19 protein-coding genes are annotated in these 18968 nt (G+C 71.4%); 12 read left to right on the top strand and 7 right to left on the bottom strand.

Annotated features, from left to right (window positions below):
• The first annotated feature begins 5 nt into the window (after positions 1–5).
• The 4 genes from ptsP (at position 6) to CFI00_RS15270 (ending at position 5711) form a co-directional block, all read left to right on the top strand.
• Positions 6–1685, top strand: coding sequence for a phosphoenolpyruvate--protein phosphotransferase (ptsP, locus tag CFI00_RS15285; protein WP_207081943.1), 1680 nt, complete (start codon positions 6–8; stop codon positions 1683–1685).
• A 58-nt stretch (positions 1686–1743) separates the two neighbouring features.
• Positions 1744–3480, top strand: coding sequence for an alcohol dehydrogenase catalytic domain-containing protein (locus CFI00_RS15280; RefSeq protein ID WP_207081942.1), 1737 nt, complete (start codon positions 1744–1746; stop codon positions 3478–3480).
• 140 nt (positions 3481–3620) lie between these two features.
• Positions 3621–5150 carry a PTS transporter subunit EIIC gene (locus CFI00_RS15275; protein WP_207081941.1) on the top strand — a complete coding sequence of 510 codons (1530 nt, stop codon included), beginning with the start codon at positions 3621–3623 and terminating at the stop codon, positions 5148–5150.
• A 129-nt stretch (positions 5151–5279) separates the two neighbouring features.
• Positions 5280–5711, top strand: coding sequence for a PTS sugar transporter subunit IIA (locus tag CFI00_RS15270; RefSeq protein ID WP_207081940.1), 432 nt, complete (start codon positions 5280–5282; stop codon positions 5709–5711).
• A 101-nt stretch (positions 5712–5812) separates the two neighbouring features.
• On the opposite strand, the gene CFI00_RS15265 is transcribed toward CFI00_RS15270, so the two are convergent.
• A complete protein-coding gene (locus CFI00_RS15265; RefSeq protein ID WP_207081939.1) occupies positions 5813–7954 on the bottom strand; it encodes a molybdopterin-dependent oxidoreductase in 2142 nt (713 codons plus the stop codon).
• 113 nt (positions 7955–8067) lie between these two features.
• On the opposite strand from CFI00_RS15265, the gene CFI00_RS15260 reads away from it, so the two are divergent.
• The 4 genes from CFI00_RS15260 to CFI00_RS15245 all read left to right on the top strand — a co-directional run bounded on the left by CFI00_RS15260 (position 8068) and on the right by CFI00_RS15245 (position 12705).
• Positions 8068–8334, top strand: a complete 267-nt coding sequence (locus tag CFI00_RS15260; protein WP_207081938.1) for a DUF6458 family protein — start codon at positions 8068–8070, stop codon at positions 8332–8334.
• A 170-nt stretch (positions 8335–8504) separates the two neighbouring features.
• Positions 8505–8780: a 30S ribosomal protein S15 gene (gene rpsO / locus CFI00_RS15255; RefSeq protein ID WP_135840703.1), complete on the top strand. Its 276-nt coding sequence runs from the start codon at positions 8505–8507 to the stop codon at positions 8778–8780.
• A 295-nt stretch (positions 8781–9075) separates the two neighbouring features.
• Positions 9076–11310, top strand: coding sequence for a polyribonucleotide nucleotidyltransferase (locus CFI00_RS15250; protein WP_207081937.1), 2235 nt, complete (start codon positions 9076–9078; stop codon positions 11308–11310).
• An 87-nt stretch (positions 11311–11397) separates the two neighbouring features.
• Positions 11398–12705, top strand: a complete 1308-nt coding sequence (locus CFI00_RS15245; RefSeq protein WP_207081936.1) for a pitrilysin family protein — start codon at positions 11398–11400, stop codon at positions 12703–12705.
• A gap of 161 nt (positions 12706–12866) precedes the next feature.
• Here the strand turns inward: CFI00_RS15245 and CFI00_RS15240 are convergent, their stop codons facing one another.
• The gene (locus CFI00_RS15240) at positions 12867–13382 is read right to left on the bottom strand and encodes a class I SAM-dependent methyltransferase (protein WP_207081935.1); all 516 of its coding nucleotides are present in this window, start codon (positions 13380–13382) and stop codon (positions 12867–12869) included.
• Positions 13383–13497: 115 nt separating this feature from the next.
• Between CFI00_RS15240 and dapB the strand changes: the two genes are divergently transcribed.
• Positions 13498–14241: a 4-hydroxy-tetrahydrodipicolinate reductase gene (gene dapB / locus CFI00_RS15235; RefSeq protein WP_207085557.1), complete on the top strand. Its 744-nt coding sequence runs from the start codon at positions 13498–13500 to the stop codon at positions 14239–14241.
• A gap of 29 nt (positions 14242–14270) precedes the next feature.
• Here the strand turns inward: dapB and CFI00_RS15230 are convergent, their stop codons facing one another.
• The 5 genes from CFI00_RS15230 to CFI00_RS15210 all read right to left on the bottom strand — a co-directional run bounded on the left by CFI00_RS15230 (position 14271) and on the right by CFI00_RS15210 (position 16822).
• Positions 14271–14567: an AzlD domain-containing protein gene (locus tag CFI00_RS15230; protein WP_207081934.1), complete on the bottom strand. Its 297-nt coding sequence runs from the start codon at positions 14565–14567 to the stop codon at positions 14271–14273.
• Positions 14567–15298 carry an AzlC family ABC transporter permease gene (locus tag CFI00_RS15225; RefSeq protein WP_207081933.1) on the bottom strand — a complete coding sequence of 244 codons (732 nt, stop codon included), beginning with the start codon at positions 15296–15298 and terminating at the stop codon, positions 14567–14569. The genes CFI00_RS15230 and CFI00_RS15225 overlap by 1 nt, the downstream gene beginning before the upstream one ends.
• A gap of 52 nt (positions 15299–15350) precedes the next feature.
• Entirely contained in the window at positions 15351–15578 is a 228-nt protein-coding gene (locus tag CFI00_RS15220) for an OapA N-terminal domain-containing protein (protein WP_207081932.1), read from the bottom strand.
• A 105-nt stretch (positions 15579–15683) separates the two neighbouring features.
• Positions 15684–16244: a GNAT family N-acetyltransferase gene (locus CFI00_RS15215; RefSeq protein WP_207081931.1), complete on the bottom strand. Its 561-nt coding sequence runs from the start codon at positions 16242–16244 to the stop codon at positions 15684–15686.
• Complete coding sequence (locus CFI00_RS15210; RefSeq protein ID WP_207081930.1) at positions 16241–16822, bottom strand: DUF3043 domain-containing protein; 582 nt, start codon at positions 16820–16822, stop codon at positions 16241–16243. Before CFI00_RS15210 ends, CFI00_RS15215 begins: the two co-directional genes overlap by 4 nt.
• A gap of 150 nt (positions 16823–16972) precedes the next feature.
• On the opposite strand from CFI00_RS15210, the gene CFI00_RS15205 reads away from it, so the two are divergent.
• The 3 genes from CFI00_RS15205 to htpX are packed head-to-tail and all read left to right on the top strand — an operon-like array spanning position 16973 to position 18967.
• Positions 16973–17773, top strand: a complete 801-nt coding sequence (locus CFI00_RS15205; RefSeq protein ID WP_207081929.1) for a PspA/IM30 family protein — start codon at positions 16973–16975, stop codon at positions 17771–17773.
• Positions 17770–18048, top strand: a complete 279-nt coding sequence (locus CFI00_RS15200) for a hypothetical protein (RefSeq protein ID WP_207081928.1) — start codon at positions 17770–17772, stop codon at positions 18046–18048. Before CFI00_RS15205 ends, CFI00_RS15200 begins: the two co-directional genes overlap by 4 nt.
• A gap of 10 nt (positions 18049–18058) precedes the next feature.
• Positions 18059–18967: a zinc metalloprotease HtpX gene (gene htpX / locus CFI00_RS15195; protein ID WP_207081927.1), complete on the top strand. Its 909-nt coding sequence runs from the start codon at positions 18059–18061 to the stop codon at positions 18965–18967.
• Position 18968 lies beyond the last annotated feature (1 nt).

The following is an 18968-nucleotide window of genomic DNA, read 5'->3' as shown; positions in this document are numbered from 1 at the left end:
TGTCCATGACCACAGCCGAGCACGTCCTGAGCGGGACCCCGGTCGTGCCGGGTGTCGCCGCGGGCCCCGTCCTCCACGTCCGTGGCGAGGTCTCGCCCGACGCGATCGCCCGCTACGGCGACGGCGACTTCGCCGACGCCGACGCCGCGCTGGCGGCGTACGACGACGCGGCAGCGGCCGTGGCGGAGACCTTCTCCACCAAGGCGGTCGCCGCGCAGGGCGCCGCCGCCGAGGTGCTCACCGCCAGCGCCGGCCTCGCCCGCGACAAGGGCCTGCGCTCGGCGGTGGCCAAGAACCTCAATGCCGGTCAGGGTCCGGTCGCGGCCGTGCAGGGCGCGGTGGAGCAGTTCGCCACGATCTTCACCAACATGGGCGGCCTGATGGCCGAGCGGGTGACCGACCTGCGTGACATCGAGCGCCGGGTCGTGGCGCACCTCGTCGGCGAGCCCGCACCCGGAGTGCCCACGCCGACGGAGCCGTCGATCCTCGTGGCCGAGGACCTCGCGCCCAGCGACACCTCCGGCCTCGACCCCGAGCTCGTCACCGCCCTCGTCACCGAGCGGGGCGGCGCCACGAGCCACACCGCGATCATCGCCCGCCAGCTCGGCATCCCCTGCGTGGTCGGGGCGGCCGGTGTCATGGAGCTCGCGAGCGGGACCTTCGTCGTCGTCGACGGCGAGACCGGCTCGATCGAGCAGGGCGCCGACCCCGAGGAGGCACGCACCCGGGTCGAGGAGAGCCGGCGGCTGCGCGAGGAGCTGGCCCACTGGAGCGGTCCGGCCGCCACGGCCGACGGCCTGCCGGTCAAGCTGCTCGCCAACGTCGCCGACGGGCCCTCGTCCGCCTCGGCCGGCGCCGAGCCGGTCCAGGGTGTGGGACTGTTCCGCACCGAGCTGTGCTTCCTCAACCGCAAGGACGAGCCGAGCGTGGAGGAGCAGACCGACATCTACGCGAGCGTCCTCTCGCCCTACTCCGACGGCCGTTACGTCGTCGTCCGCACCCTCGACGCAGGCTCCGACAAGCCGATCGCGTTCGCCACGCAGGAGGGCGAGGAGAACCCCGCCCTCGGCGTGCGCGGCCTGCGGCTCAGCTTCGGCAACCCCGGCCTCATGGACCGCCAGCTCGACGCGGTCGCCGCCGCGGCCGAGCGCACCGGCACCGAGACCTGGGTGATGGCGCCGATGGTCGCCACGGTCGCGGAGGCCGCCGACTTCGCGGCGAAGGTGCACGCCCGGGGGCTCAAGGCCGGCGTGATGGTCGAGATCCCCAGCGCCGCGCTCCTGGCGCACCGGATGCTCGAGGTCGTCGACTTCCTCTCGATCGGCACCAACGACCTCACCCAGTACGCCATGGCCGCCGACCGCATGGCCACCGACCTGGCGCACCTCACCGACCCGTGGCAGCCCGCGGTGCTCCAGCTGATCGCGATCACCGCGCACGCCGGCACCGAGGCGGGCAAGCCCGTCGGCGTCTGCGGTGAGGCCGCCGCCGACCCGCTGCTCGCGACGGCGCTCATCGGCATGGGCATCTCGTCGCTGTCGATGGCTGCCCGCGCCGTACGCCCTGTCGGGGCGCAGCTCGGCAAGGTGACCCTCGAGACCTGCGAGGCCGCCGCCGAGGCGGCCCTCGGTGCCGCGGACCCGATGGCCGGACGTGCCGCGGTCCGCGAGCTGCTGGGCCACTGAGCCCGCTGGCGCTCTGGGCCCCGTCCCCTGACATCCACCACCTCACCACGGAGGAAGCATGACCTCACAGTACGACCGCTACCGCGCAGCCGACGTCGACCTCCCGGAGCAGGGCTGGGCCTGGCACCTGTGGGGTGCGGGCGAGGACAACATGGGCAGGGACGACCAGCCCGAGCTGGTGCCGGTGCCCCGGCCCGACGCCGACCACATGCTGGTGCGCATCGACAGCGTGGGCCTGTGCTTCTCGGACGTGAAGATCATGCGCCAGGGCGGCAGCCACCCGAAGCTCTACGACCGCGACCTGTCCGCCGAGCCCACCCGTCTCGGGCACGAGGTGAGCCTCACCGTCATCGAGGTCGGCGACAACCTCCAGGACCGCTACCACGCCGGCCAGCGCCTGGCCGTGCAGCCCGACATCTACCAGGACGGCACGAGCACGGCCTACGGCTACACCATCCCCGGAGGACTCATCCAGTACCACCTCATGGGCGCGGAGATGCTCGAGACCGACGACGGGGCGTGCCTGCTGCCGCTCCCTGACACGATGGGCTACGCCGAGGCGTCCACGCTGGAGCCCTGGGGTTGTGTGATGGCGGCCTACACCCAGCGTCGACGCCTCGAGCCCAGGGTCGGCGGGACGATGTGGATCATCGGCCGGCCCGGCGACGAGCGGGAGTACGCCTTCTCCTCCGGCCTGGACGCGCCGGACACGATCGTGCTGACCGACGTGCCCGCCTCGGTGGCGCGGCTCGTGGAGGGCACCTCGACCAGGACGATCGTGCGCGACGGTCTCGGCCCCGAGGACTTCCAGGCGCTGGTGGACGAGCTGACCGACGGCGCCGGCTTCGACGACATCGTCATGCTCGACCCGCGGTCCGCGGCGACGGCGGGTGCCGTGGCCACGCGCATCGCCCGACGGGGCACCCTCAACCTGGTGGGGGAGACCGCCCTGGACGGCCTGGTGGACCTCGACGTGGGTCGGCTCCACTACGACTACACCGCCTACCTCGGTGGTCGGGGACCGGACATCGCCGCCTCCTACGGAGAGGCGCGCAACCGCTGCGACCTGCGGCCGCGTGGCACCACCGTGTTCGTGGGCGCCGGCGGCCCCATGGGCCTCATGCACGTCCAGCGGGCCATCCAGCAGCCCGACGGTCCCCGCACGATCGTCGCCACCGAGGTGAGCGACGAGCGGCTGAAGAGCCTCGAGGACCGGCTGGCCCACCTCGCGGAGGCCAACGACTGCGAGCTGGTGACCTTCAACTCCCAGACCTCGGAGCAGTCCCTCCACGACTTCGTCATGGGGCTCACCGACGGCCGGGGGGCCGACGACGTGGTGGTCAGCGTGCCCATCGCCGACGTGATGGCCGAGGCCGACACCCTGATGAACCCCGACGGCATGCTCGTCTTCTTCGCAGGCGTGCCCAACGGCACCCTGGCGCCGTTGAACCTGAGCGCGGTCTACCTCGACAACGCGCAGTACACCGGGACCTCGGGACTCACCATCCACGACCAGCAGCAGGTGGTGGACCTGGCCAACCGGGGTGAGCTCTCGCCGGGGTCGATCGTGGGTGCAGTCGGCGGCATGCGGGCGGCCAAGGACGGCCTCCGGGCCCTGGTGGAGGGCAGCTACTCCGGGAAGGTCCTCATCTTCCCCCAGATCCACGACCTGCCTCTGATGGGGCTCGACGAGCTGCAGGAGACGCTGCCGCAGGTCGCCGAGAAGCTGTCGCCCGGCGGCACGTGGAACGACGAGGCGGAGAAGGCGCTCTTCGACAGCCAGCTGAGCAGCTAGTGGCGGGCCTCCAGGCTCGGTAAAGCCACAGACTCGGGCACAATTCATGCCCGAATGCTTGGCAACGTGCCCGATCGTGAGGTTTAATCACGACATCATGTGATGGGGGTCACCCCCGCGCACACCTGGAGGACATCAGCATGGCGACGACATCCACACCCGCGGCCCGCACCGGAGCCCGCGTGCACGTGCAGCGTTTCGGCACGTTTCTCTCCAACATGGTCCTGCCGAACATCGGCGCCTTCATCGCCTGGGGCCTGATCACCGCTCTCTTCATCGAGAACGGCTGGCTCAACCTCGGCGGCGGCGACAACGCCTGGCTCGGCTCCGGCAGCTGGGTCGCCGAGTTCGGCGGCTGGGGCGACTTCGCCGGTGGCGGCGTCGTCGGACCGATGATCACCTATCTCCTGCCGCTGCTCATCGGCTACACCGGCGGCCGGATGATGTACGACAACAACATCCGCGGTGGCGTCGTCGGCGCCATCGCAACCATGGGCGCCATCGCCGGCGCCGGCGTGCCGATGTTCCTCGGCGCGATGATCATGGGCCCGCTCGGCGGCTGGTCGATGAAGAAGCTCGACGCCCTGTGGACGCACAAGATCCGACCGGGCTTCGAGATGCTGGTCAACAACTTCTCCGCCGGCATCTGGGGCATGATCCTGGCGATCGTCGGCTTCGTGGTCGCAGGCCCGTTCGTGACGTGGTTCAGCGCTCGCGCCGAGGAGGTCATCGACTTCCTCGTCAGCAACAGCCTGCTGCCCCTGACCTCGGTCTTCATCGAGCCGGCCAAGGTGCTCTTCCTCAACAACGCGATCAACCAGGGCATCCTCACCCCGCTCGGAACCAACGAGGCGGCCAGCGAGGGCCAGTCGATCCTGTTCCTGCTCGAGGCGAACCCCGCCGCGGGCGCCGGCCTGCTCCTGGCCTTCATGTTCTTCGGCAAGGGCGCGGCCAGGGCCTCGGCACCCGGCGCGCTGCTCATCCACTTCGTCGGCGGCATCCACGAGATCTACTTCCCCTACGTGCTGATGAAGCCGAAGCTGATCCTGGCGATGATCGCCGGTGGCATGACGCAGATCTTCATCAACCTGGCGTTCGACTCCGGGCTCCGCGCGCCGGCTGCCCCGGGATCCATCATCGCGGTGCTGATCCAGACGCCGGGTGGGAGCTACATCGGCGTCATCCTGTCGGTCATCGGTGGAGCTGCCGCGTCGTTCGCGGTCGCGGCCGTCCTGCTGAAGATGGACAAGGCCGAGGACGAGGGCGACCTGGCCGCTGCGACGACCAGCATGGAGTCGATGAAGGGCAAGACGTCGATCGCCTCCTCTGCGCTCGGCGGCGGTGGGGCCGTGGCCACGGCTGCCACCGCGACGCAGGAGATCCGCACGATCGTCTTCGCCTGCGACGCCGGCATGGGTTCGTCGGCGATGGGCGCCTCGGTGCTCCGGAAGAAGATCCACGACGCCGGTCACACCGAGGTGACGGTGGTCAACAAGGCCATCTCCAACCTCGAGGACGACGTCGACCTGGTGGTCACCCACCAGGACCTCACCGACCGGGCCCGCCTGAAGACCCCGTCCGCCGTGCACGTCTCGGTCGACAACTTCATGGGCAGCCCGCGCTACGAGGAGATCGTCGAGATGGTCCAGCAGAACAACCGCACCACCTGATCGACCCCGAGGCCCGGTCCCCGCACGACGGGGGCCGGGTCCTCGGCCCAGGGCCCCCGCGCCCGCCCGTGTGGTCTGATGGCTGCACGCGACACCGACAGCTGACCCACTGCGAGAGAGAGGCGCCAGATGAGTGACGTACTGAGCCGTGAGGCGATCGTCCTGGGCGGTCAGGCCCGCGACCGCGAGGCCGCGATCACCGAGGCCGGGCAGCTGCTCGTGGCCGCCGGCGCCGTCGACCAGGCGTACGTCGACGCGATGCACGAGCGCGAGACCTCGGTCTCCACCTTCATGGGCAACGGCCTCGCCATCCCGCACGGCACCAACGAGGCCAAGTCGCTCATCCGGCACACGGCCATCTCGTTCATCCGCTACGACGAGCCGATCGACTGGAAGGGCAGCCCGGCGACCTACGTCGTCGGCATCGCCGGCGCCGGGGACGACCACCTCACGGTGCTCCAGGCCCTCGCCGGCGCGTTCACCGACGACGCCAGCCTCGCCGCGCTCGCCGCCGCGAAGACGCCCGACGACGTGCTCGCCGTCCTGGCCGAGAAGGTCTAGGTCCCGGCTGGGTGGAGGCTGACCCCCGTCCCTCCACCCCGTCGCACCAGGAGCCCCCGCCGACCAGCCTCGGCGGGGGCTCCGCTGCGTCGAGGAGCGCGTCAGCAGGCAGTGACGGCGACCGGCACGCCGTTGAGCGCGGCGTTGCCGGACACGTCGAGGAGCTCGGGGTCGGTGAGGTCGTTGACCGAGACCCCCGGCACCTCGCGGCTGCGCTCCATGCGTACGCCGTCGCGCGCGTGGCCGTAGCCGTGGGGGAGCGAGACCACCCCGGGCATGAGGTCGTCGGAGGCGGCCACGTCCACCTCCACCGACCCCACCCGGGAGGTGACGCGCACCCGGGAGCCGTCGGTGATGTCGCGGTCGGCGAGGTCGGCGGGGTTCATCAGCAGCTGGTGGCGCGGGCGGCCGCGGGTCAGCCGCTCGGAGTTGTGCATCCAGGAGTTGCAGTCGCGCTGGTGGCGCCGCCCGATGAGCAGCAGCCCGTCGCCGCCCGGTGCCTCCACGGCGGCCAACCGCGCGACGTCGCGGACCACGAGGTCGGGGGCGAGGTCCACCCGCTTGCCCCTCGACGGCAGTCGAGCGGGCAGCTGTCCGCCGCGGAGCGGCCCCAGGTCGATGCCCTGCGGGCGCGCCCGCAGCTTCTTCAGCGTGACGCCGCTCGAGCCGCGACGCAGGAGCTGGCCCACGAGGAAGGTCGGGCTCGCGGTCAGCCGGGCGCGCTGGACCAGGCGCTTCTTGAGCGGCGCCTTGCGCTCCAGTCGCGCAGTCGTGCGCAGCGTGATCTCCCGGAAGATCTGCCAGTCGTGGCGCTGGTCGGCCTCCTTCTCGAAGACCGCCGGGGTGAACCGCGCGGTGTCGCGCACCGCCAGCAGGTGGAAGACCAGGTCGTAGTGGTCGCGCTCGAGCGCGGTGGTCGGCGGCAGGATGACGTCGGCGTGGCGGGTGGTCTCGTTGACGTAGATGTCGACCGCCGCCATGAAGTCGAGCCCGCGCAGCGCCGTGTCCAGGCGGGCGCCGTCGGGGGTCGACAGCACCGGGTTTCCGGCCACGGTCAGCACCGCGCGCACCTGGCCCTCGCCGGGCGTCTCGATCTCCTCGCGCAGCGCCGAGACCGGCAGCTCGCCGGCGGTCTCCGGCAGGTCGCGGACCCGCGAGCGCCACGCGTCGTGGTGGCCGCGCCCGATCAGGCCGGTGCCGACCGCGTCGATCGCCGGCGTGGTGAACATCGCCCCGCCCACGCGGTCGAGGTTGCCGGTGAGGATGTTGAGGCAGTTGACCGCCCACTGGCAGACCGTGCCCCACGGACCCGCGGAGACGCCGATCCGGCTGTAGACCACGCCCGCGTCGGCCGCCGCCAGCTCGCGGGCCAGGCGCCGGACCTCCTCGGCCGGCAGCCCGCTCATCGCCTCGGCCCGCTCGGGGGTGAAGTCGGCGACCAGGTCGACGACCGTCGCCAGCCCGTCGGCGTACGCGGCCACGGACGGGCCACCCTCCGGCTGAGCCTCGGTCGTCAGGACGTGCAGCATCGCGAGGAGCACCCACGCGTCGGTGCCGGGACGCACGAAGTGGTGCTCGTCGGCGACCTTCGCGGTCTCGGTGCGACGCGGGTCGACGACGACCATCCGCCCTCCGCGCGCGTGCAGGTCGCGCACGCGCTGGGGGAAGTCCGGCACCGTCATCAGCGAGCCGTTGGAGGCCATCGGGTTCGCCCCGACGACCAGGAACCACGACGTCCGGTCGATGTCGGGGACCGGGAGGAAGAGCTGGTGGCCGAACATCAGGTGCGCCACGAGCTGGTGGGGGAGCTGGTCCACCGAGGTCGCGGAGTAGCGGTTCTTCGTCCGGAAGGACTTGAACATCGCGGTGCCGTGGGTCATCGAGCCGAGGCTGTGGGCGTTGGGGTTGCCGAGGTAGACCCCCAGCGCGTCGTCACCGTGCTCGTTGATGACGGCGGCCAGCCGGTCGGCGACCAGGTCGAAGGCCTCGTCCCAGCCGATCTCCTCCCAGCGCGCGTCCGGACCCTCGCCGACACGGCGCACGGGCCGGCGCAACCGGTCGGGGTCGGCGTACACGTCGCCGATGGCCACTCCCTTGGGGCACACGTGCCCGCGCGAGAGCGGGTCGGCGGGGTTGCCGCGCACGCCGACGACCTCGCGCCCCTCGATCGTGATCTCGAGGCCGCAGATGGCCTCGCAGAGGTTGCACACGCCGATCCGCTTCTCCGCCGACTTCTCCGCCATGAGGGCGATCGTCGCACGCCGCACCCCGGAGGGGGGTGACACACGACGCCGCGCAGGCCAGACTCTGCCGCGCCCGGTCACCACCGGGCGTACCCAACAGAATGGAGCTCGTCATGGGTTTCGGAGGGCCGATCGGCCTGATCGTCGTAGGACTGATCCTCGCGCTGGCGTTCAACGACCAGCAGGTGGGACCCCTGGAGGTCATCACGCTCGGCTGGATCCTCGTGCTCGCCGGCGTGCTCTGGCTGGTGCTGACGGTGGTGCAGCAGAACACCAAGCGTCGTCACACCACCACCGCCACCACCACCGACGCGCAGGGCCGCCAGGCCAGCGCCCAGCGCACGAGCGAGTCGGACCCGCCGCCCCCGCCGGCGGTCTGAGGCACCCGCAGCTCCCCGTTGCGCGGCGCGGATTGGGCCCACCGATCAGCGCCTCGATATGCTTCTGCGGTTGCCCGCGAGGGTGACGTGCCGTCATGACGGCCGCGGATCCACAGTGCCCCGGTGAACAGGCCCGGGCGCGCCGCGCAACGAGAACCGAAGGAGCCCCCATGTCGATTGGTACCGACGCGGAGACCAAGAAGAAGATCATCGCCGAGTACGCCCTGACCGAGGGTGACACCGGTTCCCCCGAGGTCCAGATCGCGCTGCTCAGCCACCGCATCTCGCACCTCACCGAGCACCTCAAGACGCACAAGCACGACCACCACAGCCGTCGTGGTCTGCTGCTGCTCGTCGGCCAGCGCCGTCGTCTGCTCAACTACCTGCAGAAGACCGAGATCGAGCGCTACCGCTCGATCATCGAGCGCCTCGGCCTCCGCCGCTGATCCCCGGAGCGGCCTCCCGCACGCGGGGGGCCGCTCCTGCGGTTTCCGGACGTCCCGGGCGCGCTCACGGCGCGCTAGTGTCGGTCCCGGAGCACTCCACAACTGAACACACAACCATCAGGAGCGACCCGCACGTCCGGCCCGGTCCTCGGTAGTGGCCTTCAGATCCCGCGCGACGACCGCGCACACGATCTGCGGGCCTCGATCGAAGACCGGCCCCCGCGGGGCCTGACGCCCCACCACCGAGTGGACGCGCGCGGATCGCTCCGCGAAGAGAAAGCAGGATCCTGCTTCCATGAGTGAACCCATCATCTCCGCCGTCGAGACCGTTCTCGACAACGGCAAGTTCGGCACGCGCACCGTCAAGTTCGAGACCGGCCTGCTGGCCCGTCAGGCTGCCGGCTCCGTCACGGCCTACCTCGACGACGAGACCATGCTGCTCTCGGCGACGACCGCGGGCAAGACGCCCAAGGACCACTTCGACTTCTTCCCCCTCACGATCGACGTCGAGGAGCGGATGTACGCCGTGGGCCAGATCCCCGGCTCCTTCTTCCGCTCCGAGGGTCGCCCGGGCGAGGACGCGATCCTCACCTGCCGCCTCATCGACCGTCCGCTGCGCCCGACCTTCAAGAAGGGTCTGCGCAACGAGGTCCAGGTCGTCATCACCGTCATGGCGCTCGACCCCGACCAGCCCTACGACGTGCTGGCCATCAACGCCGCGTCGCTGTCGACCCAGCTCTCCGGCCTGCCCTTCTCGGGCCCCGTCGGTGGCGTCCGCGTGGCGCTCATCGAGGGCCAGTGGGTGGCGTTCCCGAGCCACTCGCAGCTCGAGTCGGCCGTGTTCGACATGGTCGTCGCCGGTCGCGTCACCGAGTCCGGTGACGTCGCCATCATGATGGTCGAGGCCGAGGCGCCCGAGGACACCATCGCGCTCGTGCAGAACGGCGCCACGGCGCCCACCGAGGAGATCGTCGCCCAGGGTCTCGACGCCGCCAAGCCCTTCATCAAGCAGCTCGTCGAGGCGCAGGCCCAGCTCGCCGCCGAGGCCGCCAAGCCGGTCCAGGACTTCCCGGTCTTCCTCGACTACGAGGACGACGTCTACGCAGCCGTCGAGTCGGCCGCCAAGGACGACACCGCCGCCGCGCTGACGATCGCCGACAAGCAGGAGCGCGAGACCAGGGTCGACGAGATCAAGGTCGCCCTGCTCGAGAAGCTCTCCGGCCAGTTCGAGGGTCGCGAGAAGGAGATCGGCGCCGCGTTCCGCTCGCTCAACAAGTCCGTGATGCGCCAGCGCGTGCTGCGCGACAAGATCCGCATGGACGGTCGCGGCCTCGCCGACATCCGTCCGCTGCACGCCGAGGTCGACGTGATCCCGCGCGTCCACGGCTCGGCACTGTTCGAGCGTGGCGAGACCCAGATCCTGGGTGTCACGACGCTGAACATGCTCAAGCTGGAGCAGCAGCTCGACACGCTGTCGCCGGAGAAGCACCGTCGCTACATGCACAAGTACGTCTTCCCGCCGTTCTCCACCGGTGAGACCGGCCGCGTGGGCTCGCCCAAGCGTCGCGAGGTCGGCCACGGCGCCCTGGCGCGTCGCGCCCTCCTGCCGGTGCTGCCGTCGCGCGAGGAGTTCCCCTACGCGATCCGTCAGCTCTCCGAGGCCATGGGCTCCAACGGCTCCACCTCGATGGGCTCTGTCTGCGCCTCGACCCTGTCGCTGCTGCAGGCCGGTGTGCCGCTCAAGGCCTCCGTCGCCGGCATCGCGATGGGCCTCATCTCCGACGAGGTCGACGGCAAGACCGAGTACGTCGCGCTGACCGACATCCTCGGTGCCGAGGACGCCTTCGGCGACATGGACTTCAAGGTCGCCGGCACCCGTGAGTTCGTCACTGCGCTGCAGCTCGACACCAAGCTCGACGGCATCCCCGCCGAGGTGCTGGCCGCCGCGCTGACCCAGGCCCGCGACGCGCGCCTGGCGATCCTCGACGTCATGGCCGAGGCCATCGACGCCCCGGAGGAGATGTCGATCCACGCGCCGCGCATCATCACCGTGCGCGTGCCCGTCGACAAGATCGGCGAGGTGATCGGGCCCAAGGGCAAGGTCATCAACCAGATCCAGGACGACACGGGCGCGACGCTGTCCATCGAGGACGACGGCACGGTCTACATCGGTGCGACCAACGGCGAGGCTGCCGAGGCGGCCAAGGCCGCGGTCAACGCGATCGCCAACCCGACCATGCCCGAGGTCGGCGAGCGCTACCTCGGCACCGTCGTGAAGACCACGAACTTCGGTGCCTTCGTCTCGCTCATGCCCGGCAAGGACGGCCTGCTGCACATCAGCAAGCTGCGCGCCCTCGCCGGCGGCAAGCGCGTCGAGGCCGTCGAGGACGTGCTCTCGGTGGGCCAGAAGGTCCAGGTCTCGATCGCCGAGATCGACGACCGCGGCAAGCTCTCGCTGGTCCCCGTCGTCGACGAGGCCGAGGGCGACTCCGAGGAGTCGGCCGAGGTCGAGGCCGCCGACGCCGAGTGACCTGATGCTCCATCCGCGACCGGCCGGCAGCCATGCCGGCCGGTCGCGGCATTTCACCCCCGGCTCCACCGGTTCGGAAGGACCCCAGTGCAGAAGAACGGCACCACCCGCACGCTCCACACCGTCAAGGACGCCGACGGCGCGGTGACCTCACGCGTACGCCGCACCGTGCTGCCCAGCGGCTTGCGCGTCGTCACCGAGCAGATGGCCGGCACCCGCTCGGCCAGCATCGGCGTGTGGGTCAACGTGGGCTCGCGCGACGAGACGCCCGCGCTCCACGGATGCTCACACTTCCTCGAGCACCTGCTCTTCAAGGGCACCCCCGAGCGCTCGGCGATGGAGATCTCGGTCGCGCTCGACGCGGTGGGGGGCGAGTTCAACGCCTTCACCACCAAGGAGTACACCGTCTTCCACGCCCGGGTCCTCGACGAGGACCTCGCGACCGCCGTCGACGTGCTGGGCGACATGGTCACCGCCTCGACCATCACCGCCGCCGACGTCGAGGCCGAGCGCGACGTGATCCTCGACGAGATCGCGATGCACGACGACGACCCCGACGACGTGGTGCACAACCTCTTCGCTCACCAGGCGTGGGGTGACACGCCCCTCGGGCGTCCGATCGCCGGCACCGAGGCCTCCATCACCGCGATGACCCGGGCCCAGATCCACCGCTTCTACCGTCGCCACTACCGCGCCGACAACATGGTCGTCTCCGTGGCCGGCAACGTCGACCACGCCGACGTGGTGCGCCAGGTCAGGAAGGCCTTCGGCCGCGAGGGGTTCCTCGACGGTGAGGCCGTCCCCACGCCGCCCGCGCAGAGCGAGCACGCACGCAAGGTCCACCCCGGCGAGACGCGTACGGTCCGCCCGCAGGAGCAGGTGAACCTCGTCCTCGGCGTGAAGGGCATGACCCGCACGGACCCGCGCCGCTACGCCCTCGGCGTGCTCAACACCGCGCTCGGTGGCGGCACGTCGTCGCGGATGTTCCAGGAGGTGCGCGAGCTGCGCGGCCTGGCCTACTCCGTCTACTCCTTCGCCAGCCACCACGCCGACGCCGGCGTGGTCGGGGTCTCCGTGGGCTGCCTGCCGGGCAAGTACGACGCCGTGCTGGAGACCGTGCGCGGCGAGCTCGCCAAGGTGGCCGCCGAGGGGCTCACCGAGGAAGAGGTCGAGCGCGGCAAGGGCCAGCTCAAGGGTGGTCTCGTCCTCGGCCTGGAGGACTCCGGCTCGCGCATGTCACGCATCGGCAAGGCCGAGCTGGTCTACGACGAGCTGCTCACCATCGACGAGGTGGTGGGCCGGATCGAGGCCGTCACCCACGAGGACGTGTGCGCGCTCGCCCGCGAGCTCTTCACCCAGCCCGAGCTGCTGGCGGTCGTGGGCCCGACCGCCTGACCGAGCGGGCACTTCGTTCCGCTACGACATGCCGAGCGGGCACTTACTTGCGCTGAGCACAGCTGCCACAGCAACGAAGTGCCCGCTCAGCGCGTTCCAGCGCGAGGAAGTGCCGGGTCAGCGCCTGGTCAGCGCCTGGTCAGCGCCTGGTCAGCGCCGGGTCAGCGCCGGGCGATGATGCCGATGACCGGGGGAGCCTTCTGCTCGACCACGCTCACCCGGAAGCCGCCGCGCAGGAGGTTCTCCGACGCCTTCTTCACGATGTTGGGCACCAGCTCGGGGCGGGCGGCCTCGTAGAAGAGGTAGACCGCGCCGCCGGGGACCACGCGCTCGTGGAGCAGGGCGATCTCGTCCTCGCACGCGCGGACCCAGAAGAGGTTCACGTTGAAGGCGAAGACCTTGTTGAGCCGCTTGACCGGCACCCGCAGCGTGGCGAGGTCGATCTGGCGCACGACGAGCCGGCCGGCGTCGACGTACTTCTGGTTGCGCCTCTTGGTGCGATCGACGCCCGACTCCGAGCGGTCGATGGCGAAGAGCTTGCCGGTCTCCAGCTTGGCGCAGATGGCCTCGGCGCCGGCGCCGGGACCGCATCCGATCTCGAGGACCTGGTCGCCCGGCTGGACGTCCATGAGGTCGACGGCCCACTTGATGCGCGGCGGGATGGTCGGGGAGGGCATGGCGCACAGCCTGCCAGACCCGCGTTCACGAGTCAGCCACCGCCACCCGCGACCCTGCGCCCGACGGTAGGTTGAGCCCGTGAGCACGCCTGCACCCGAGCCCCAGGACACCCCCGTGAAGGTCGGCGTGCTCGGCGCGCGCGGCAAGGTCGGCGCCGAGGTGTGCCGCGCCGTCGAGGCGGCTGCCGACACCGAGCTCGTCGCCGCGGTCGACGCGGGCGACGACGTCGAGCAGCTGGTCACGGCCGGCGCGCAGGTGGTCGTCGACTTCACCCACCCCGACGTGGTGATGGATCACCTCCGGTTCTGCATCGAGCACGGCATCCATGTCGTCGTCGGCACCACCGGCTTCGACCGGCCCCGGCTCGACCAGCTGGAGGCGTGGCTGGCCGACGCGCCGCAGGTCGGCGTCCTGATCGCCCCCAACTTCTCCATCGGCGCGATCCTGATGATGCGCTTCGCCGCCGTCGCGGCCCCCTTCTTCGAGTCGGTGGAGGTCGTCGAGCTGCACCACCCCGACAAGGCCGACGCCCCGTCCGGCACCGCCCGGCGCACCGCGGAGATGATCGCCGCGGCGCGTCGTGACGCCGGCAGCGCGCCGATGCCCGACGCGACGTCGACGGGCCTCGACGGTGCGCGCGGGGCCGACGTCGAGGGCGTACGCGTCCACGGGCTGCGGGTGCGCGGACTGGTCGCCCACCAGGAGGTCGTCCTCGGTGCGCCGGGGGAGACCCTCACCATCCGGCACGACTCGCTCGACCGGGTCTCCTTCACCCCCGGCGTCCTCACCGGCGTGCGCTCGATCGCGGCGCACCCCGGCCTCACGGTCGGCCTCGAGCACTTCCTCGACCTCGACTGACTGATCCCGACCGCGGTCAGGGGCAGACGTCAGACCACGCGCGCGAGCGCGGCCACCACGGCTGCGCCCACCACCACGACGAGGAACGGCGCACGCAGCAGCAGCGCGACGAAGGCGAAGCCGAGACCCAGCGCCCGTGCGTCGAGGGCGAGGGCGGGGCCCTCGGAGAAGGCCTGCACCGCGACCAGCGCGGCCAGCAGCGCCACCGGGATGAGGTCGGCCACCCGCTCGACGGTCGGGTGGGCGAGCACCCGCTCCGGCAGGGACAGCCCGGCCAGCTTGAGCAGGTAGCAGCCGGCGCCGGCCAGCAGGATCGCGGTCCACATCAGTGGTGCCCACCCGCCACGTCGTCGGGCCCGGGGATCTCCGTGGGATCCTGCCGGCGTGCCAGGACGCCGACGAGCAGGGCGACGCCCCCAGCGGCCAGGACGGGCACGCCCGCGGCGCTGACCGGCACCATCGACAGCGCGACCGCTGCGGCCAGCACGCCGACGAGCACGTTGCGCCGGTCCTTGAGCCGGGGCCACAGCAGCGCCAGGAAGGCGGCGGCGACGGCGGCGTCGAGACCGAAGGTCCGCGGGTCGCCGACGGCCCCGCCGGCGAGTGCTCCCACCAGGGTGGCGAGGTTCCACAGGACGAAGACGGCGATCCCGGTGGCGAGGAAGCCGAGCCGGGCCGCGGGGGTGCTGTCGCGACCCACCGACATCGCGGTCGACTCGTCGATGAGGACGTGGGCCGCACCCGCGCGGCGCCAGCCCCGCCACTGCAGCAGCGGCGCCATCCGGAGGCCGTAGAGCGTGTTGCGGGTGCCGAGCAGGAGCGCGGTCGCGGCGCCCGAGAGGGGGCTCCCGCCGGCGGCCACGACGCCCACCAGCGCGAACTGGCTGGCCCCGGTGAACATCAGCAGCGACAGCACGCACGTCTGGGCGACGCTGAGGCCGGACGCGACCGAGACGGCGCCGAACCCGAGCCCGTACGCACCGGTCGCCACGCCCACGGCGAGGCTGTCGCGGAGGATCCCGGAGCGCTCGGCGGGATCGAGCACGACGTCACTCACGCCGGAAGGCTAGGACATGCCGCGCCCCGGTCCGACGCCGGCGGGGTGCCGGCTACGGCTCGTGGCGGCGTACGCGCACGGGCGGCCGCTGCCGCCGGTGGAAGTCGTGGACCAGGACGAATGCCGCAGCGATGCCGGCACCGGCGCCGGCCACCAGGCCGACCCTGATGTTGAGCGGGATCTCCGGGACGGCGCCGACCCAGAAGCCGATCCCCATGCAGACGAGGACCGCGGCGAGGACGAGCACCCACTTGTGGAGTGGTGGAAGCGGACCGAACATGTCGAACCCCCGTGCTGGACCGGCGAAGTGGCCGGACCTCCATAGTGACGGCAGTCACAGGAAAAGCAAGACACCCAGGGGTGGGTTGGCGCGCCGGGGTGCGGCTCAGGCGATCGCGGTGTGGAGCCGCACCTGCTTGACCGTCGTCGTCCCGGTCCCGTCGAGGTCGAGCTCGCGGTGCGCGGAGTCGGCCGCCCACCCGGCGTCGGTGAAGAACGTGCGCAGCCCGTCGTCGCCGGCATTGACCCAGGTGACGGCGCGGGTGAACCGGTCGGCGGCGAGGGTGTCGACTGCAGCCTGCAGCAGCCGTGACCCGTGACCCTTGGCCCGTTCGGCGGGGTCGAGGGTGACCTCGGCGACCTCCCCGTCGGCGACCGGGTCGCAGTCGGGGTCGAGCGCGGGGGAGGTGAGCGCGAAGCCGACCACGCGGTTGCGCTCCAGGGCGACGAGCACGCGGTTGCGGGCGTCGGCGGGCCGGGCAAGCACCTGGCGCCACTGCGCCGACACGGCGTCGACGTCGCTCGGCAGCACCTCGGCGGGCAGCACGCCGGCGTAGAGCTCGGGCCACGCGCGCACCTGCACCGCGGCGATCGCCTCGGCGTCGTCGGCCCAGGCGATGCGCACGGACACGTCGGCGGTCGGGCCGCCCGCGTGCGAGTGGCTCATCGGTAGGTCTCGGGCAGCTTCTCGCCGATCCTGACCTGGGCCTTGGGCAGGCGCAGGAACTTCATCTGCAGCGAGCGCATGGCGGCGTACAGCGTGGAGCCCTTGGTGGACTCGTCGGGGAAGCGTCGGGCGAGCTCGCGGCGCAGCCTGAAGCGCAGCATGACGATGTCGACGATGATCACCATGATCGTGGTGAACAGGACCGTGTTGCCGAGCTGGACCATGCCGTTGTTGCCGGAGTAGCCCAGCACCATCGAGACGATGAGCAGCGGCACCATGAGCTCGATGAAGGAGAAGCGGGCGTCGACGAAGTCGCGGATGAAGCGGCGCACGGGCCCGCGGTCGCGGCTGGGCAGGTAGCGCTCGTCGCCGGTCTTCATCGCCTCGCGCATCTTGCGGGACGTGTCGCCACGAGCGGCACGCTGCGCGGCCGCCTGCTCCTTGCGGGTCCGGGGCACCTTCGCGCGGGCGCGAGCGGCCGCCTCGGCCTCCTTGCGCGAGGGCGTGGGGCGGCCCTTGCCGCCCACCTTCTCGGGAGAGAGGGGGGTCTCCGGCTGGGACTGGGTACGTCGGAACACGCGTGCTGCCTTCACTGGATCGGATGCTCCCCCCAGCCTATCGCCGTACGCCCGCGCGGACGCGGTCGCGGGATGTCCTACCTCCGGCTTGGGTTTGGTCCTAGGGTGAGAGGGACGACCCAGCCGTACCGAGAGAGGGTTTCCACCCCGATGAGTCTCATGAAGCGCATCAGCCTGATCTTCCGCTCCAAGGCCAACACGGCCCTGGACAAGGCGGAGGACCCCCGCGAGACCCTCGACTACAGCTACCAGCGCCAGCTCGAGCTGCTCTCGAAGGTCCGGCGGGGTGTCGCGGACGTCGCCACCAGCCGCAAGCGCGTCGAGCTCCAGGTCAACCAGCTCGAGCAGCAGGCCGCCAAGCTCCAGGGTCAGGCCGAGAAGGCCATCGGGGCCGGTCGCGAGGACCTGGCGCGCGAGGCGCTGACCCGCAAGTCGGGCCTGGCGTCGCAGATCACCGCGCTCAAGGAGCAGCAGGCCACGCTCCAGGGCGAGGAGGAGAAGCTCGTCCTGGCCCAGCAGCGGCTCCAGGCCAAGGTCGAGGCGTTCCGCACGCGCAAGGAGACCATCAAGGCCACCTACACCGCCGCCGAGGCGCAGACGCGCATCGGCGAGGCGATGTCGGGCATCGGCGAGGAGATGGGCGACGTCGGCCTGGCGATCCAGCGCGCCGAGGACAAGACCGCACAGATGCAGGCACGCGGCCAGGCGATCGACGAGCTGATCGCCTCCGGCGCGCTCGACGATGCCTCGCAGCTCAACGCCGGCGACGACATCTCCCGCGAGCTCGACGCCCTGAGCTCCGGCTCCGACGTCGAGTCCGAGCTGGCCCGGCTCAAGGCGGGCAGCGCCCAGCCGCAGGCGATCGAGGGCTCCGACGGCGGCGACATCCTCGCCGCCGAGCCCGAGGCCGTGAAGGCCGACCCCGAGTCGACGGAGGGCGGTCGGGCATGATCGTCCGCATCCTCGGCGAGGGTCAGTACGACCTCGACGACCACGCCCTCGACGCCCTCAACGGCCTCGACAACCAGATCGAGCAGGCCATCGAGTCCGGCGACGAGGCGATGTTCCGCACCGCGCTCCAGGGACTCCTGTCCGCGGTCCGCTCCAGCGGCACGCACCACGAGCTGGACTCCCTCGACGAGTCCGACCTCATCCTGCCGCCACCGGACGCCACCATCGACGAGGTCCGCGAGCTCCTGGGTGACGACGGCCTGATCCCCGGCTGACCGGTCCTCGATGGCCTCGTCGCGCTTCATCAAGGACACCGGACTCACCGTCCGGATGACCCTCACCCTCTTCCTCCTCGGCGCGCTCTACGTCGGTCTCGTCGTCGCCGTCATCGCCTTCGTCCGCAGCCCGGGCGGGGCGGTCGCGGTCGCCCTGATCGCGATCGGCATGGCGTTCTGGCAGTGGTGGAGCTCGGACAAGGTCGCCATGCGTGCCATGCGCGCCCGCGAGGTGACGCCCGAGGAGGCGCCGGAGCTGCACGGGATGATCGACCGGCTCTGCGCCCTGGCCGACATGCCCAAGCCCCGCGTGGGTGTCGCGGACCTGGCCGTGCCCAACGCGTTCGCCACCGGCCGCTCTCCCGAACGGTCGGTCGTGTGCGTGACGACCGGGATCCTCCAGACCCTCGACGCCGAGGAGCTCGAGGCGGTGCTGGCGCACGAGCTGAGCCACGTCGCCCACCGCGACGTGCTGGTCATGACGGTCGCCTCGTCCGCCGGCATCGCAGCCGGCCTGCTGATGCGCTTCGCCCAGTTCGGCGGCATGGGGCGTTCGCGCAACAACAACAGCGCGCTGCCGGCCGTGCTGATCGCCGTCGTGGTCGCCCTCGTGGTCTACGCCGTCAGCTTCCTGTCGCTGCGCCTGCTCTCGCGCTACCGCGAGCTGAGCGCCGACCGGGCCGGCGCCTACCTGACGCTGAAACCCGCCGCGCTCGCCAGCGCCCTGCAGAAGATCAGCGGCGAGGCCGCCGCCATCCCCACCCGTGACCTGCGGGCCGCCAGCGCAGCCAGCGCCCTGTGCATCGTCCCCGCCCTGAGCGGAGGCCTGAGCGGCCTGATGGCCACCCACCCACCCCTGGAGCGCCGGCTGTCCCAGCTCGCGCGGATCCAGGCCGAGCTCAGCCGGCCGGCGGGCTGAG

Source organism: Nocardioides sp. S5, from assembly GCF_017310035.1.
Lineage (GTDB): Bacteria > Actinomycetota > Actinomycetes > Propionibacteriales > Nocardioidaceae > Nocardioides.
This window is presented reverse-complemented; position numbering and strand designations above follow the sequence as displayed.

Bases quoted from the DNA above. Each gene is read 5' to 3' on its own strand.
- ptsP (WP_207081943.1), top strand. From the start codon at position 6: ATGACCACAGCCGAGCACGTCCTGAGCGGGACCCCGGTCGTGCCGGGT.
- CFI00_RS15280 (WP_207081942.1), top strand. From the start codon at position 1,744: ATGACCTCACAGTACGACCGCTACCGCGCAGCCGACGTCGACCTCCCG.
- CFI00_RS15275 (WP_207081941.1), top strand. From the start codon at position 3,621: ATGGCGACGACATCCACACCCGCGGCCCGCACCGGAGCCCGCGTGCAC.
- CFI00_RS15270 (WP_207081940.1), top strand. From the start codon at position 5,280: ATGAGTGACGTACTGAGCCGTGAGGCGATCGTCCTGGGCGGTCAGGCC.
- CFI00_RS15265 (WP_207081939.1), bottom strand. From the start codon at position 7,954: ATGGCGGAGAAGTCGGCGGAGAAGCGGATCGGCGTGTGCAACCTCTGC.
- CFI00_RS15260 (WP_207081938.1), top strand. From the start codon at position 8,068: ATGGGTTTCGGAGGGCCGATCGGCCTGATCGTCGTAGGACTGATCCTC.
- rpsO (WP_135840703.1), top strand. From the start codon at position 8,505: ATGTCGATTGGTACCGACGCGGAGACCAAGAAGAAGATCATCGCCGAG.
- CFI00_RS15250 (WP_207081937.1), top strand. From the start codon at position 9,076: ATGAGTGAACCCATCATCTCCGCCGTCGAGACCGTTCTCGACAACGGC.
- CFI00_RS15240 (WP_207081935.1), bottom strand. From the start codon at position 13,382: ATGCCCTCCCCGACCATCCCGCCGCGCATCAAGTGGGCCGTCGACCTC.
- CFI00_RS15230 (WP_207081934.1), bottom strand. From the start codon at position 14,567: ATGTGGACCGCGATCCTGCTGGCCGGCGCCGGCTGCTACCTGCTCAAG.
- CFI00_RS15220 (WP_207081932.1), bottom strand. From the start codon at position 15,578: ATGTTCGGTCCGCTTCCACCACTCCACAAGTGGGTGCTCGTCCTCGCC.
- CFI00_RS15215 (WP_207081931.1), bottom strand. From the start codon at position 16,244: ATGAGCCACTCGCACGCGGGCGGCCCGACCGCCGACGTGTCCGTGCGC.
- CFI00_RS15205 (WP_207081929.1), top strand. From the start codon at position 16,973: ATGAGTCTCATGAAGCGCATCAGCCTGATCTTCCGCTCCAAGGCCAAC.
- CFI00_RS15200 (WP_207081928.1), top strand. From the start codon at position 17,770: ATGATCGTCCGCATCCTCGGCGAGGGTCAGTACGACCTCGACGACCAC.
- htpX (WP_207081927.1), top strand. From the start codon at position 18,059: ATGGCCTCGTCGCGCTTCATCAAGGACACCGGACTCACCGTCCGGATG.